Origin of the sequence: Thermus igniterrae ATCC 700962, from assembly GCF_000376265.1 — a bacterium.
Taxonomy (GTDB): domain Bacteria; phylum Deinococcota; class Deinococci; order Deinococcales; family Thermaceae; genus Thermus; species Thermus igniterrae.
Genome location: NZ_AQWU01000073.1, coordinates 35,994 through 51,645 on the forward strand (window position 1 = coordinate 35,994; position 15,652 = coordinate 51,645).

General features: G+C 69.1%; 12 protein-coding genes. 9 read left to right on the plus strand and 3 right to left on the minus strand.

What is annotated here, in order from left to right:
• Nucleotides 1-7: 7 nt before the first annotated feature.
• Together B128_RS0111045 and B128_RS0111050 are read right to left on the minus strand one after the other, a co-directional pair.
• Nucleotides 8-1,183, minus strand: a complete 1,176-nt coding sequence (locus B128_RS0111045) for a lipid-A-disaccharide synthase-related protein (RefSeq protein ID WP_018112334.1) — start codon at nt 1,181-1,183, stop codon at nt 8-10.
• Complete coding sequence (locus tag B128_RS0111050) at nt 1,180-1,758, minus strand: pyroglutamyl-peptidase I (protein ID WP_018112335.1); 579 nt, start codon at nt 1,756-1,758, stop codon at nt 1,180-1,182. The genes B128_RS0111045 and B128_RS0111050 overlap by 4 nt, the downstream gene beginning before the upstream one ends.
• Nucleotides 1,759-1,818: 60 nt before the next feature.
• On the opposite strand from B128_RS0111050, the gene B128_RS0111055 reads away from it, so the two are divergent.
• From B128_RS0111055 to B128_RS0111075, 5 genes are all read left to right on the plus strand, one after another.
• Entirely contained in the window at nt 1,819-2,655 is an 837-nt protein-coding gene (locus B128_RS0111055) for a DegV family protein (RefSeq protein ID WP_018112336.1), read from the plus strand.
• Nucleotides 2,656-2,681: 26 nt separating this feature from the next.
• Nucleotides 2,682-5,618, plus strand: a complete 2,937-nt coding sequence (gene mfd / locus B128_RS0111060; protein ID WP_018112337.1) for a transcription-repair coupling factor — start codon at nt 2,682-2,684, stop codon at nt 5,616-5,618.
• A gap of 103 nt (nt 5,619-5,721) precedes the next feature.
• Nucleotides 5,722-8,013 carry a 3-hydroxyacyl-CoA dehydrogenase/enoyl-CoA hydratase family protein gene (locus B128_RS0111065; protein ID WP_018112338.1) on the plus strand — a complete coding sequence of 764 codons (2,292 nt, stop codon included), beginning with the start codon at nt 5,722-5,724 and terminating at the stop codon, nt 8,011-8,013.
• A 12-nt stretch (nt 8,014-8,025) separates the two neighbouring features.
• Nucleotides 8,026-9,219, plus strand: coding sequence for a thiolase family protein (locus tag B128_RS0111070; RefSeq protein WP_018112339.1), 1,194 nt, complete (start codon nt 8,026-8,028; stop codon nt 9,217-9,219).
• 11 nt (nt 9,220-9,230) lie between these two features.
• The gene (locus tag B128_RS0111075) at nt 9,231-10,964 is read left to right on the plus strand and encodes an acyl-CoA dehydrogenase family protein (protein WP_018112340.1); all 1,734 of its coding nucleotides are present in this window, start codon (nt 9,231-9,233) and stop codon (nt 10,962-10,964) included.
• Between the two features lie 46 nt (nt 10,965-11,010).
• On the opposite strand, the gene cysS is transcribed toward B128_RS0111075, so the two are convergent.
• A complete protein-coding gene (cysS, locus tag B128_RS0111080; RefSeq protein ID WP_018112341.1) occupies nt 11,011-12,453 on the minus strand; it encodes a cysteine--tRNA ligase in 1,443 nt (480 codons plus the stop codon).
• A 36-nt stretch (nt 12,454-12,489) separates the two neighbouring features.
• Here cysS and hslO point away from each other — a divergent pair, with 36 nt between their 5' ends.
• The 4 genes from hslO to B128_RS0111100 are packed head-to-tail and all read left to right on the plus strand — an operon-like array spanning nt 12,490 to nt 15,643.
• Complete coding sequence (gene hslO, locus B128_RS0111085) at nt 12,490-13,515, plus strand: Hsp33 family molecular chaperone HslO (protein WP_018112342.1); 1,026 nt, start codon at nt 12,490-12,492, stop codon at nt 13,513-13,515.
• Nucleotides 13,516-13,552: 37 nt separating this feature from the next.
• Nucleotides 13,553-13,966: a universal stress protein gene (locus tag B128_RS0111090; RefSeq protein WP_018112343.1), complete on the plus strand. Its 414-nt coding sequence runs from the start codon at nt 13,553-13,555 to the stop codon at nt 13,964-13,966.
• A 9-nt stretch (nt 13,967-13,975) separates the two neighbouring features.
• A complete protein-coding gene (locus tag B128_RS0111095; RefSeq protein WP_018112344.1) occupies nt 13,976-15,214 on the plus strand; it encodes an aminotransferase class I/II-fold pyridoxal phosphate-dependent enzyme in 1,239 nt (412 codons plus the stop codon).
• Nucleotides 15,215-15,643: a heavy metal-responsive transcriptional regulator gene (locus B128_RS0111100; RefSeq protein ID WP_008632647.1), complete on the plus strand. Its 429-nt coding sequence runs from the start codon at nt 15,215-15,217 to the stop codon at nt 15,641-15,643. It abuts the gene before it with no gap.
• The last annotated feature ends 9 nt before the right edge of the window (nt 15,644-15,652 follow it).

Below are 15,652 nucleotides of genomic sequence, written 5' to 3' on the forward strand. Positions count from 1 at the left end.
GCGAAGTCTAGCATACCCCACGCACCAGCCCTAGCTGGTGCAGGTCTCGGTAGACGTGCTCCACGGTCCCAGGGATGCCACCCGGCGGGCCGATGCGCTCCTTGCCGGCTTGGCTGGCCTGGGCGTAGGCTTCCGGAGCCTGGAGGAGGATGAGGCCTTGGCCGGCAATCTGGTAAGGGTCGGGTTCCACCAGGTGTAGGGCCTTTCCCAGAAGGCGTTTCTGCCTTCGAGCGAAAGCCCGGGTGTACTGGGGGCCAGGGGTGGGGAAGCCTATCACGGGTATTCCCAGGCCGGCTGCCTGCTCCGTGGCCGTGCCCGCCGTGGCCAGGGCCAAGCGGCTTCGGTGAAGGATGGCGGAAAAGGCCCCCCGGAGCACCCAGGCCGTCCGGCCCTCCTTTTCCAGGCGGAGGGTGTTGGCGTCCACCTCTTCTGCCTGCCAACCGGAAAGCGGGGGGAGGCGGGACCAGTCCTTGGCCCAGGCCACGGCCGGGGTCAGGGGGAGGTGGCGGCTGGCTTCCAGCATGAGGGGCAGGCTGAAGGCCTCGTCCCCACGGGTGCCTGGCAGGAGGGCGAGGAGGGGGTCTGTGCCCAGGTAAGGGGTAAGGTCCCGCTCGGGAGGGGGGAGAAGGTCCATGGCGAAGCTGCCGTACCAGTGGGCATGGGCTACGCCCAGGGACCGAAGCCGGCGGAGGCTAGCCTCATCGCGTACGAACACCGCCCGGACCCTGCGGTGCAGGAGGCGTTCGTAAGGGGTGAAGTCGCTCCCGCCCCAGTCCAGGAGGACCTCTATCCAGGAGGCTTGCTCCAGGTAGTGGGCGGACACCAGGGGATTTACGTGGTAAACAGGGCATCCCCGGGCGGCCAGGACCCCCACGCTGAGGGCGTAGGCGTCCCCCACCACCACCACCACCTGGGGTTCAAAGCGCCAGGCGGTGCGCCACTGGGCCCAGGACATGGAGAGAAAACCCGCCCGGAGGTCGGCCAGGAGGTTTTCCAGGCTGCCGAAGAGAAAGCCTCCCGAGGGCATCTCCTGCCGTGGACCCAGAATCTCCCGGGCTATTCCCTCGTAGGGCTTCCCGCGGCCGACCAAGGGCAGGGCGTAGGCCTCGAGGCCCAACCCCTGGGCAATACGGGCGCCGATGGCATCCTCCGTGGGACCGTTGGAAACGAAAAGAAGCCTCACAGGAGCTCCAAAAGCACCCGGACTGCCCGGGCCTGTTCCCTTAGGGGCACGTAGGCCCCGCCTTTTTCCAGGGCTAGGGTCTCGTCGGGGGGAAGATGGAGGAAGGCCACGGGCACGCGTTCGGGCAGATGGTAGAGGGAAAGGTAAAAGGCCTGGTTGCAGAGGTAGCTTCCGGCAGAGAGGCTAACCCTAGCGGGAAGGCCCGCTTCCTGGAGGCGCTTCAGGGCCTGCTTGACGGGAAAACGGGCGGGGAGGGCCAGGGGGCCGCCGGGGACCACCGGGGTGTCCTCCAGGACCTGCCCGCGGTTGTCGGGGCGGTCAAAGTCCAGGAGGTTCACCGCCAGGCGCTCCAGGGTGAGCTGGGGCCGGCCCTCGGCCAGGCCCAGGTGGAGGACCGCCTCAGGCTCCAGGGCGTGGAGGGCGGCAAGGGCGGTGGGCAGGGCCTCGGCGTCTACGGGAAGCACGGCCTTCCTGAGAGGCCTTCCTCCCACCTCTTCCGGCAGGAGGTCCAAGAGGGCGGCGGAGGGGTTATGCCTCAGGCCGCCAAAGGGTTCAAAACCGGTAACCAGGATCATGGGCCAGACCCGCCCGCCATTATAGCCCCCATCCCTTTGACCCGGTATAAGATGGGGGGCGTGGAGCTGGGTCTCGTGACCGACACCGCGGCCGACCTCTCCCCCAAGGTCCTCCAGGAGGAGGCGGTGGGGACGGTGCCCATCTACGTGCACCTCATGGGCCGCAAGTACAAGGACTGGCAGGAACTCACCCCCGATGCCCTCTACCAGGCCATCCGCGCGGGGGCGGAGCCGGTGACCGAGCCCCCGGCGGTGGAGGACTTCGTTGAGGTCTACGAGCGCCACCTCAAGGTCTACGACCGCCTCCTTTCCATCCATGTTTCCGGGGAGCTTTCCAAGACCGTGGAAAGGGCACGGGAGGCCGCGCTTAAGGTGGCCCCCAACCGCATCCGGGTGGTGGACTCGGGGATGGTCTCCGCCGGGCTTGGGGCCATGGTGCTCCGGGCGGTGGAGATGCTGAAGAAGGGGGCGGACGAGGAGGAGATCGTGCGGGAGATGGAGCGCTTGAAGCGCTCCAGCCTCTACTTCAGCGTGGCCGACCTTTCCCACCTGGCCCGCAACGGCCGCCTGCCCCGCTTTGGCGAGGTGGTGGGCAACCTCCTGGGCCTGCGCCCTATCCTGCGGATTGAGAAGGGGCACATCCGCTTCCTGAAGGTGGCCCGGGAGAACTCCGTCCCGGAGGCCCTGGCCCGGTTAGTACTGGATGAATTCCAAGGACGTACCGCCCGCATCACCATCGCCCACACCGATGCCAGGAGCGAGTGGGTGGACGGATTGAAGCGGGCCCTCGAGGGCGCCCTGCGCCTGGAGCGAGGACGGATCACCCGCTCGGGGGCCACCATCGCCGCCAACGTGGGCCTGGGGGCTTTGGCGGTGCACGCCTACGCCGTAGAATAGCCGTTGGCCCTTTAGGGCCTTGCGGCATGGAGATCCTTCTGGAAAAGCTCTACGGCCACCGTCTGGCCCTGCCCCAGGTGGCGGCGGCCCTCCTCTTGGCCCGGGAAGACCTTCCTGCCCTCCTCCTGGTCCCCGAGGACCGCCTGAGGCGCTGGCGGGACCTCTCCGCCTTCGGGGTGCCGGTGTACGCGAACCCGGGCCTCGAGGCCATGGAGGAGAAGGCCCTCTTCCTCCTCAGCTACGAGGAGGCCCTGGCCCCCTTTCCCGAGGACCCCTCTGCCTGGCGCATGGTGCTGGAGGTGGGCCGGGCCTATCCCCGCACGGAGCTTTTGGACCGCCTCCTGCGCCTGGGTTATGCCCGAGACGAGGATTACCGGGTCCTGGGGGAGGTCTTGGAGCTTGGGCCTTTGCGCCTGGAGTTCTTCGGGGAGGAGCTGGAGCGGCTTTTCTGGGAGGGCGAGCCCCGTAGGCGCCATGTCCTCCTGCCCAAGCCGGGCAAGGCGGAGGCGTTTACCTCCCAAAAGGTCCTCCACTTCCCCGGTCCCGTCTACCTGGACACCCCGGCCCTAGCCCCCAGGGAGCTTTTTTCCCTCCTGGCCGGGCGGCCGGTGGTGGCCCTGGGGGCGCACGGGGAGTTTCCCCTCCTGGAGCTTGGGGTGAGGCCCCTCCCTCCCTACCGGGGTAGCCTCAAGGCCCTGGAGAGGGACCTGGCCCGCTGGCTGGCCGAGGGGAAGCGGGTCCACCTCTTCGTGGGCCACGGGCGCACCCTGGAGTACCTGAGGCGCCGCCTGGCCCCCCTGGATCCTTTGGTGCTGGAGCGGTTTCCCGGGCCCAAGGGGAGGCTTGCCCTCCTGCCCGGGGCCTTTGAGGGCGGGGCGGAGTGGGGAGAGCATGTCCTCCTCACCGAGGCCCTGGTCTTCGCCACCGGGGGGGTGCGGGCCAGGCTCCGCTCCGGGGAGGGCCTCTCCGACCCCGGGGCCCTTTCCCCGGGGGACTTCCTCATCCACCCCGACCACGGCATCGGCCAGTTCCTGGGCCTGGAGACCCGGGAGGTCCTGGGGGCCAAGCGGGACTACCTGGTGTTGCGCTACCGGGGGGAGGGGCGGCTCTACCTGCCCGTGGAACAGCTCCCCCTCCTCAAGCGCCACCCGGGCACCACCGATGACCCTCCGGAGCTTTCCTCCTTGGGCAAGAACGAGTGGCAGCGGGCCAAGGAACGGGCCAGAAAGGACGTGGAGGAGCTGGCGGCCCGCCTTCTGGTGCTCCAGGCCAAGCGCAAGGCTACCCCGGGGCGGGCCTTTCCCCCCCTGCCCGAGTGGGACCCCCTGATAGAGGCGGGCTTTCCCTACACCCTTACCCCCGACCAGCGCCAGGCCCTGGAGGAGGTGCTGCGAGACCTCGAGGCCCCCCACCCCATGGACCGCCTGGTCTCCGGAGACGTGGGCTTCGGCAAGACCGAGGTGGCCCTGCGGGCCGCCCACCGCGTGGTGGGCCACGGGGCCCAGGTGGCCTTTCTGGTGCCCACCACCCTTCTGGCCGAGCAGCACGGCAAGACCTTCAAGGAGCGCTTCCAGGGGCTTCCCGTGCGCATTGGGGTCCTCTCCCGCTTCACCCCCCCGAAGGAGGAGGAGGCCATCCTCAAGGGGCTCAAGGAAGGCACGGTGGACATCGTCATCGGCACCCACCGCCTCCTCCAGCCCGACGTGGCCTTCAAGGACCTGGGCCTCCTCATCGTGGACGAGGAGCACCGCTTCGGCGTGGTCCAGAAGGAGCGGATCCGGGAGCTCAAAGCGGAGGTGGACACCCTCTACCTTTCGGCCACCCCCATCCCCCGCACCCTCTACTCCGCCCTGGTGGGGCTCAAGGACCTCTCCAGCATCAAGACCCCACCCCCGGGGAGAAAGCCCATCCGCACCTTCCTGGCCCCCTTTGACCCCCTTCTGGTGCGGGAAGCTGTCCTCTTTGAGCTGGAACGGGGGGGCAAGGTCTTCTATGTCCACGACCGGGTGGCCTCCATAGAGGGGCGCAGGCGGTACCTGGAGGCCCTGGTGCCCGAGGCCCGGATCGGGGTGGTCCACGGGCAGATGCCCGAAGGCCTCATTGAGGAGACCATGCTCCTCTTTGCGGAAGGGGCCTACGACCTCCTCCTGGCCACCACCATCATTGAGTCGGGCCTGGACGTGGGGGAGGCCAACACCATCCTCATCGAACGGGCGGACCGGCTGGGCCTGGCCACCCTCTACCAGCTCCGGGGCCGGGTGGGGCGGCGCGACCAGGAGGCCTACGCCTACCTCTTCCACCCGCCCCGCCTCACCGAGGCCGCCGAGAAGCGCCTGGCGGCCATCGCTGACCTCTCCGACCTGGGTTCGGGCCACCTCCTGGCGGAGAAGGACATGGAGATCCGGGGGGTGGGCAACCTCCTGGGTCCCGAGCAGCACGGGCATATCCGGGCCCTCTCCCTGGAGGTCTACACCGAGCTTTTGGAGGAGGCCATCCGCAAGCTCAAGGGGGAGGTGCGGGAGGAGAGGCCCCACGTGACCCTGGACCTCGCCGTCTCCGCCCGGCTGCCCGCGGAGTACGTGCCCAGCCTCGAGGCCAGGAGCCGCTACTACAGCCGCTTCGCCGAGGCGAAAAGCCTCGCCGAGCTTTCCCGCCTGGTGCGGGAGCTCAAAGCGCGCTACGGGCCTCTCCCTGAGGAGGCGGAGAACTTCGTGGCCCTCGCCCGGCTCCGCCTGGTGGCGGAGAGGAAGGGGGTGGTGTCCATCACGGAGGGCCTCACCCACCTGGAGGTGGTCTTCCCCCGCTACCCCCTGGACTACGACGCCCGCGGCCTCAAAGGGCTTCCCTACCGGGCGGAGCTCACCCAGTACCCGCCCGGGTTCCGCCTGGAGAAGAAGGGTTTAAGGCCCCGGGACTACCCCGAGGCCCTGATGGAAGCCCTTTACCTCTTCGCCGACCGCTAGCCGCCGGAGTCCGGTTTGAGCTGGAAGCGGCCCAGGGTGGCGCCGCCCTTTGACAGGCGGAGCGTTTTGGGGTTAAACTTTGACTTAGTATAAGGAGGTGGCCATGATCAAGAAGGTAGGCGTGGTGGGCGCGGGGACCATGGGAAGCGGGATCGCCGCCCTGGTGGCCAGCGCCGGGATCCCGGTGGTCCTCCTGGACATCCCCGGGAAGGAGGACCGCAACGAGTACGCCAAGCGGGGCCTGGAGCGCGCCCTCAAGGCCAAGCCCGCGGCCTTCATGGACCCCGAGCGGGCCCGGTACATTGAGATCGGCAACACCGAGGACGACCTGGAGAAGCTCAAGGACTGCGACTGGGTGGTGGAGGCCATCATTGAGAAGCCCGAGCCCAAGCAGGCCCTCTACGCCCGCCTGGAAGGCCTCCTGAAGCCCACCGCCATCATTAGCTCCAACACGAGCGGCATCCCCATGAGGGTGCTTCTGGAGGGGCGCTCCGAGGGCTTCCGCCGGCGCTTCCTGGGCACCCACTTCTTCAACCCCCCCCGCTACCTCCACCTCCTGGAGCTCATCCCCACCCCCGAGACCGACCCCAAGGTCCTGGAGGAAATCCGCCGCTTTGGGGAGAGGATCCTCGGCAAGGGCACCGTTCTCGCCAAGGACGCCCCCGGCTTCATCGCCAACCGCCTCGGGGTCTACGGGATGGTGCAGGCCGTGCGCCTCATGGAGAAGCACGGCCTCACCATTGACGAGGTGGACGCCCTCACCGGGCCCCTCCTCGGCCGCCCCAACTCCGCCACCTTCCGCACCGCCGACCTCACGGGCCTGGACGTGCTCAAGCTCGTGACCGAGGAGCTCGCCCAGGCCACCGGGGAGGACTTCGCCCTGCCCGAGTGGGTCCACCGGCTCGTGGAGGAGGGCCGCTTAGGGGAGAAGGCGGGGGCCGGGTTCTACAAGCGGGTGAACGGGGAGATCTACACCCTGGACTACCGGACCCTGGAGTACGTCCCCCGGACCAAGCTGGAGCTTCCCGAGCTTCGCGCCCTCCGGGACCTTCCCCTGAGGGAGCGCCTCGCCAAGGCCTTGGACCTTCCCGGCAAGTACGGGGCCTTCCTCCGGGAGCTTTTCGCCAAGACCGCCCACTACACCCTGGAGAAGGCTCCGGAGATCGCCTACGACCTCGTCTCCGTGGACCAGGCCCTGGAGTGGGGCTTCGCTTGGGAGGAAGGCCCCTTCAAGAACATGGACGCCGTGGGGCTTTCCCGGGTGGAGGCCCTTTTCGCCGAGCACGGCTTGGAGGTTCCCGGGCTCCTTAGGAAGGCCCAGGGCACCTTCTACAAGGACGGCGCCTACCTGGGGTTTGACGGGGCCTACCACCCCCTGCCCGTGCGGGAGGGGGTCATCTCCCTCAAGGCCCTGAAGTCCGAGGGCAAGACCCTCCTGGAGGGCAAGGAGGCGGCCCTTCTGGACCTGGGGGATGGGGTGGCCCTTTTGGAGTTCCGCACCAAGATGAACGCCATCGGGGAAGGGGTCATCCGCATGCTCCAGAAGAGCCTGGAGTACGTGGAGGAGAAGGGCTACCTGGGCCTCGTCATCGGCAACGAGGACCCCAGGGCCTTCTCCGCCGGGGCCAACCTGGCCCTCATCCTCTCCCTGGCCCAGGAGGGGGACTGGGACGAGCTCGCCCTGGCGGTGCGCCAGTTCCAGAAGGCCTCCATGTCCCTCCGCTATAGCCCCTTCCCCGTGGTGGTGGCCCCCTTTGGCCTCACCCTGGGGGGCGGGGCGGAGTTCACCCTGCACGCCGACGCCGTCCAGGCCCACGCCGAGCTCTACATGGGCCTGGTGGAGGCCGGGGTAGGGCTTCTGCCCGCGGGGGGCGGCACCAAGGAGATGCTCCTCCGCTTCACCCAGGAGCTTGCCCCCTACGAGGAGGCCGACCCCTTTGAGGCGGTGAAGCGGGCCTTTAACCTCATCGCCATGGCCAGGACCTCCACGAGCGCCCTCGAGGCCCTGAAGATGGGCTTCCTCCAGGACCGGGACCGGATCAGCATGAACCGGGACTTCCTCATCGCCGACGCCAAGCGGCGGGTGCTGGAGCTGGCCCCCGATTACCGTCCGCCCCTTCCCCCGAGGATCCGCGTCCTGGGGAGTGAAGCCCTGGGCAACCTGCGCTATGCGGTCTGGGCCTTCCGCGAGGCGGGGGAGATCAGTGACCACGACATGCGCATCGGCCTGGAGATCGCCTATGTGCTCTCGGGCGGTGAGGGCCCGGCGCGGGAGGTCTCGGAATGGGACCTTCTGGACCTGGAGCGGGAGGCCTTCTTGAAGCTCCTCGGCACCCGGAAGACCCAGGAGCGCATCGCCTACACCCTGAAGACGGGCAAGCCGCTTAGGAACTAAGGGGGATTGAAGATGCGGGAAGCGGTCATCGTAAGCGCAGTGCGGAGCCCCGTGGCCCGGGGCAAGAAGGACGGGGCCCTGGCGGAGCTCCACCCCGTGGACCTCTCCGCCCAGGTGATGCGGGCCGCGGTGGAGCGGGTGGGCCTGGACCCCAAGGAGCTCGAGGACGTCCTCTGGGGGTGCGCCATGCCCGAGGCGGCCCAGGGGCTGAACATCGCCCGCCTGGCCCTCCTCCGGGCGGGCTTCCCCGTGGAGGTGGCGGGGGCCACCATCAACCGCTTCTGCTCCAGCGGCCTCCAGACCATCGCCATGGCCGCCCAGGCGGTGATGACCGGCATGGCCGAGGCCGTGCTGGCCGGGGGGGTGGAGATGATGAGCCAGGTGCCCATGTCGGGCTTCCACACCCGGCTCCACCCCGACCTCACCCCCACGGAGTGGGGCCCGGAGGGCTACTCCACCTACATCGGCATGGGCTTCACCGCCGAAAGGGTGGCGGAGCGCTACGGCATCAGCCGGGAGGACCAGGACCGCTGGGCCCTAAGGAGCCACCAGCGGGCGGCCCAGGCCTGGGCCGAGGGGCGCTTTGGCGAGGTGGTGCCCATCCGGGTGCCCAAGGTGCGCTACCAGGGCACCAAGAAGGTGGTGCAGGAGGTGGTCTTTGACCGGGACGAGACCGTGCGGCCCGACACTTCCCTGGAGGCCCTGGCCAAGCTCCGCCCCGCCTTCAAGAAGGGGGGCACCGTGACCGCGGGGAACGCCAGCCCCTACTCCGACGGGGCGGCGGCGGTGGTGGTCATGAGCCGGGAGAAGGCGGAGGCCTTGGGCCTCAAGCCCCTCGCCCGCTTCGTGAGCTTCGCCGTGGCCGGGGTGGAGCCCGACGTGATGGGGATCGGCCCGGTGAAGGCGGTGCCCAAGGCCCTGAAGCGGGCGGGCCTCACCCTGGACCAGATCGCCCTCATTGAGTTCAACGAGGCCTTCGCCGCCCAGGTCCTGGCGGTGATGCGGGCCCTGGAGATGCCCGAGGAGAGGACGAACGTCAACGGCGGGGCCATCGCCCTGGGCCACCCCCTGGGGGCCACGGGGGCCAAGCTCACCGCCCAGCTCTTAAGCGAGCTTGCCCGGAGGGGCGGGGGGTACGGCCTCGTCACCATGTGCATCGGCGGCGGCATGGGCGCCGCGGGCGTGTTTGAGGTTTATCCGGCCTAAGGAGGAGGACCATGACCGAGGAGAAGAAGCTTTGGCAAAAAGGCGGCGGCTGGCTTTTGGAGGTCCCGGAGCGGGTCTACACCCCCGAGGACTTTGACGAGAGCGTCAAGGAGATCGCCCGCACCACCCGCACCTTCGTGGAGCGGGAGGTGCTTCCCCTTCTGGAGCGCATGGAGCACGGGGAGCTTGAGCTCAACGTGCCCCTGATGCGCAAGGCGGGGGAGCTCGGGCTTCTTGCCATTGACGTCCCCGAGGAGTACGGCGGCCTGGACCTGCCCAAGGTGATCTCCACCGTGGTGGCCGAGGAGCTTTCGGGAAGCGGGGGCTTCTCCGTCACCTACGGCGCCCACACCTCCATCGGCACCCTGCCCCTCGTCTACTTCGGCACCGAGGAGCAGAAGCGCAAGTACCTGCCCAAGCTGGCCAGCGGGGAGTGGATTGCCGCCTACTGCCTCACGGAGCCGGGCTCGGGTTCCGACGCCCTCGCCGCCAAGACCCGGGCCACGCTTTCCGAGGACGGCAAGCACTACGTCCTGAACGGGGTCAAGCAGTGGATCTCCAACGCGGGCTTCGCCCAGCTCTTCACCGTCTTCGCCAAGGTGGACGGGGAGCACTTCACCGCCTTCCTGGTGGAGCGGGGCACCCCCGGTCTCTCCTTCGGCCCCGAGGAGAAGAAGATGGGCATCAAGGCCTCCAGCACCCGCCAGGTGATCCTGGAGGACGTCAAGGTGCCCGTGGAGAACGTCCTCGGGGAGGTGGGCAAGGGGCACAAGATCGCCTTCAACGTCCTCAACGTGGGCCGCTACAAGCTCGGGGCGGGGGCCGTGGGCGGGGCGAAGCGGGCCCTGGAGCTTTCCGCCCAGTACGCCAACCAGCGGGTGCAGTTCGGCCGCCCCATCGGCCGCTTCGGCCTCATCCAGCAGAAGCTCGGCGAGATGGCGAGCCGCATCTACGCAGCGGAAAGCGCCGTCTACCGCACCGTGGGCCTCATTGACGAGGCCCTCGCGGGGAAGAAGGGCCCCGAGGCGGTCATGGCGGGCATTGAGGAGTACGCCGTGGAGGCCAGCATCATCAAGGTGCTGGGCTCCGAGGTCCTGGACTACGTGGTGGACGAGGGGGTGCAGATCCACGGGGGCTACGGCTACTCCCAGGAGTACCCCATTGAAAGGGCCTACCGCGACGCCCGCATCAACCGCATCTTTGAGGGCACCAACGAGATCAACCGCCTCCTCATCCCGGGCATGCTCCTCCGCCGGGCCCTGAAGGGCCAGCTCCCCCTCCTGCAGGCCGTCCAGCGGCTCCAGAAGGAGCTTCTGGAGCCGAGCTTTGAGGAGCCCGAGGACCTCGAGCTCCACCAGGTCCAAAACCTGAAGAAGCTCGCCCTCATGGTGGCCGGGCTCGCCGTGCAGAAGTACGGCCAGGGGGTGGAGGAGGAGCAGGAGGTGCTGGGGGCGGTGGCCGACATCCTCATTGACGCCTACGCCGCGGAGAGCGCCCTCCTCCGGGCCAGGCGGCTTGGCGGGCTCGCCCAGGTCCTCGCCCGCATCTACCTGGCCCAGGCCGTGGACCGGGCCCAGGCGGGGGCGCTTTCGGTGCTGCCCCGCCTCGTGGAAGGGGACGAGGCCCGGGTGGTCTACTCCGCCGCCCGCAGGCTCACCAAGCGCGAGCCCCTGGACCTCGTGGCCCTGCGCCGCCAGGCGGCGGAGGCGGTGCTGGAGGCGGGGGGCTACCCGATTCCCCGTTAAGTGCCTCACACCGCCCCGTGCGGGCTTGCCCCGCACGGGGCGGTCTTTAGCCCTCCAGGTGCCACTTGGGGCCTTCTTTGGTGTCCTCCACGACCACGCCGAGGGCCCTTAGCCTCTCCCGGATGAGGTCGCTTCTTTCGTAGTCCTTGGCCCGCCTGGCCTCTTCCCGAAGCTCCAGGAGGAGCTTGATGAGGCCTTCCAGAAGGGGCCCCGAGACCTTTTCCTCGAGGACCCTCTCGGGAAAGAGGCCGAGGATCCCCTCCCCCAGGGTGTGGAAGACCGCCTCGGCCCGGGCGAGGCTTTCCCCCCTGGCCTCGGGCAGGAGCTTGTGGAGCTCGGGGAGGAAGGTGAAGAGGGCGGCCAGGGCCTCGGGGGTGGAGAGGTCGTCCTCTATGGCCTCCATGAAGGCCTTTTCCAGGGCGTCCAGGGCCCTCTCCAGCCCGGGGGTGGTGCCCGGGGGTGCGGTCTTCTTCCGCTCCCGCACCTCCCGGTAGGCGTGGAGGAGGCGGGCGTAGCCCCTTTTGGCGCTTTCCAACCCTTCCCAGGTGAAGTCCATGGGGCTTCGGTAGTGGGTCTGGAGGAGGTAGAAGCGGAGGGCCATGGGCTCGTGGGCCTTGAGGAGGTCGTGGAGGAGGACCAGGTTCCCCGTGCTCTTCGCCATCTTCTCCCCCTCCAAAAGCACGTGGTTGTGGTGCATCCAGTGGCGGGCGAAGCGGAAGCCCGCGGCCTCCGCCTGGGCGATCTCGCACTCGTGGTGGGGAAACTGCAGGTCAATCCCCCCGGCGTGGAGGTCAAAGCCCTCCCCCAGGTACTTGAGGCTCATGGCCGTGCACTCAATGTGCCAGCCGGGGTACCCTTCCCCCCAGGGGCTCTTCCAGCGCATGAGGTGCCCCGGCTCCGCCGCCTTCCAGAGGGCGAAGTCCAGGGGGTCTTCCTTCTCCTCCCGCACCTCCACCCGGGCTCCCGCCCTGAGCTCCTCCAGGCGTTTTCCCGAGAGCTTCCCGTACTCGGGGAAGGAGCGCACCCGGAAGTAGACGCTTCCCTTCCGCTCGTAGGCCACCCCCCGCGCAAGAAGCCTTTCCGTGAGCTCCAGCATCTCCGGGATGTGGCCCGAAGCCCTCGGGGCGATGGAGGGCCTGAGGACGTTCAGGGCCTGCATGGCGTCAAAGTAGCTCCAGGTGTACTTCTCGGCCACCTCCATGGGCTCAAGCCGTTCCAGCTTGGCCCGCCTTACGATCTTGTCCTCGCCCTCGTCGGCGTCGTCGGTGAGGTGGCCCACGTCGGTGATGTTGGAAACGAAGCGCACCTTGTACCCCTTGTGGAGGAAGTAGCGCCTTAGGACGTCGTAGACCACGGGCCCACGGGCGTGGCCCAGGTGGGGGTCGGAGTAGACCGTGGGCCCGCAGACGTAGATCCCCACGTGGCCGGGGACCGCGGGCTCAAAGGGCACCTTGCGGCGCGCCAGGGTGTCGTAGATCACGAGGCCCATATGGGGGATTATAGGCCCGTGGCATAATGGCGGGGTATGGGACGGATCCTTAGGGGCCTCGCGGGAGGCGGGGACTTGCGGGTTTTGGCCGCGGAGACCACGGACGTGGTGGAGGAGGCGAGGCTTCGCCACGGCCTTTCCCCCACGGCCACCGCCGCTTTGGGGCGCGCCATGACCGGGGCGCTCCTCCTCGCCCAGCTCCTCCTCAAGACCCCCAAGGAGCGCCTCACCCTCCGGGTGGAGGGGTCGGGGCCCTTGGGGGGGATCGTGGTGGAGGCCGACCCCCAGGGGAACGTCCGGGGGTACGTGAAAAACCCCGAGGCCGAGGTCCCCTTGAGGGAGGACGGAAAGCTGAACGTGGGGGAGCTCGTGGGGGCCGGGTTCTTGCGGGTGGACCGGAGCCTTCCCAATGGGGAGGTCTACACGAGCACCGTGCCCTTGGTCTCGGGGGAGATCGCCGAGGACCTCGCCCACTACCTCTGGCAGTCGGAGCAGATCCCCTCGGCGGTGCTCCTCGGCGTGCGGGTCAAAGGGGAGGGGGAGGTGGAGGTAGCGGGGGGTGTGGCCGTCCAGGTGATGCCCGGGGCCAAGGAGGAGGTCTTGGGCCGCCTCGAGGCCAACCTCAAGGACCTCCCCGGCCTCACCCCCCTCCTTCGGGAGCGGGGCCTGGAGGGGGCTTTGGAGGCCCTTCTTGCGGGCCTGGGCTTTGAGCGCACCGACCTCCGCGCCCTGGGCTACCTCCAGAACGAGATCCCCGCCCGCTTCCGCTGCCGCTGCAACCGGGAGAAGGCCCTGGAGGCCCTGGTCTTCTTCACCCCGGAGGAGCGGGAGGAGATGATCGTGAAGGACGGCGGGGCGGAGGTGGTCTGCCACTGGTGCGGGGAGGTCTACCGCTTCTCCCCGGAGGAGGTTCGCTCCCTGGTGGCCGAGGTGCGCTGCCCCGATTGCGGGGCCCTTTGGCTCTACCCTAAGGGGGACGGCACCCTCGCCCGCATTGAGGGGGAGACCTGCCGCTGCGGCCGCAAGGTGGAGCTCCCCTCGGAAAGCCGCCCCCAGGCTTGACCACCCCGTGGGCCAAGGAAGCGGGTAAACTAGGACCATGTTCAAGACCATCCTCCTGGCCTACGACGGCTCGGAGCACGCCAAGCGGGCGGCGGAGGTGGCCAAGGCCGAGGCGGAGGCCCACGGGGCGAGGCTTGTCGTGGTCCACGCCTACGAGCCCGTGCCCGACTATCTGGGGGAGCCCTTCTTTGAGGAGGCCCTGAAGCGCCGCCTGGAGCGGGCGGAAAAGGTCCTGGCCGAGGCGGTGGCCCTCACCGGGGTGCCCCGGGAGGACGCCCTCCTCCTGGAGGGCCGCCCGGCGGAGGCCATCCTCCAGGCCGCCTTGGGGGAGAGGGCCGACCTCATCGTCATGGGCACCCGGGGCCTCGGGGCGGTGGGAAGCCTCTTCCTGGGAAGCCAGAGCCAGAAGGTGGTGGCCGAGGCCCCTTGCCCCGTGCTCCTGGTGCGCTAGGAGGGGAGGATGGAGTACGAGACCCTGGCCGTGCTTTCCGGCCTCCCGGAAGACCCCCACGGGGCGGTGGGCCTTCCCATCTACGCCGTGGCCGCCTACGGCTTCAAGACCTTAGAAGAGGGCCAAGAGCGCTTCGCCACCGGGGAGGGCTACGTCTACGCGCGCCAGAAGGACCCCACGGCCAAGGCCCTGGAGGAGAGGCTTAAGGCCCTGGAGGGGGCCTTGGAGGCCGTGGTCCTGGCCTCGGGCCAGGCGGCCACCTTCGCCGCCCTCCTCGCCCTCCTCCGCCCGGGGGACGAGGTGGTGGCGGCCAAGGGGCTTTTCGGCCAGACCATCGGGCTTTTCGGCCAGGTGCTTTCCCTCGTGGGGGTAAAGGTGCGCTACGTGGACCCCGAGCCCGAGGCCGTGCGGGAGGCCCTCGGCGAGAAGACCCGCGCGGTCTTCGTGGAGACCGTGGCCAACCCCGCCCTTCTCGTCCCCGACCTCGAGGCCCTGGCCACCCTGGCCGAGGAAGCGGGCGTGGCCCTGGTCGTGGACAACACCTTCGGGGCGGCGGGGGCGCTCTGCCGGCCTTTGGCCTGGGGGGCCCACGTGGTGGTGGAGAGCCTCACCAAGTGGGCCTCGGGGCACGGCTCCGTTTTGGGCGGGGCGGTGCTCTCCCGGGAAACCGAGCTTTGGCGGAACTACCCCCAGTTTCTGCAGCCCGACCTCAAGGGCCAGATCCCCTGGGAGGCCCTTAGGGCCAGGTGCTTCCCCGAAAGGGTCCGCACCTTGGGGCTTTCCCTCTGCGGCATGGCCCTTTCCCCCTTCAACGCCTACCTCCTCTTCCAGGGCCTGGAGACTGTGGCCCTGAGGGTTGCGCGGATGAGCGAGACCGCGCGCTTCCTCGCCGAGCGCCTCCAGGGCCACCCCAAGGTGAAGGCCCTCCGCTACCCGGGCCTCCCCGAGGACCCCGCCCACAGGAACGCCCGGAAGTACCTGGCCTCGGGCGGGCCCATCCTTACCCTGGACCTGGGGGACCTGGAGAGGGCGAGCCGCTTCCTTGGGGCCATCCGCCTCCTCAAGGCGGCGAACCTCGGGGACGCCCGGACCCTCTTGGTGCACCCCTGGACCACCACCCACAGCCGCCTCAAGGAGGAGGCGAGGCTCCAGGCCGGGGTGACCCCAGGGCTCGTGCGGGTCTCCGTGGGCCTCGAGGACCCTCTGGACCTCCTCGCCCTCTTTGAGGAGGCCCTGGAGGCGGTCTAGATGCCCTACACCATCGGCGAGCTCGCCCGGGCGTTTGGCCTTTCGCCTGATGCCCTCCGCTACTACGAAAGGCTTGGGCTCCTCGCCCCCAGCGGCCGTTCGCCCGGGGGGTTTCGCCTCTACGGGGAGGAGGCCTTCCGCCGCCTCCGCTTCATCAAGGAGGCCCAGGCGGCGGGGCTTAAGCTTGAGGACATCGCCTGGATCCTCCGCGCTGTGGAGGAGGGCCATCCCCCCTGCCGCCACGTGCGGGAGGCCCTGGCCAAGCGCCTGGCGGAGGTGCGGCGTAGGCTCAGGGAGCTCCAGGCCCTGGAAGCGGCCCTGGCCGAACGGCTGGCCTACGCCGAGGCCCACCCTGACCCTGCTTGCGACGGCAAGGACCGCTGCGTCTATTTGGACCCCCTTGACCCTGGAGCACGCTCCAGGGTCTAGCCTGGGGGC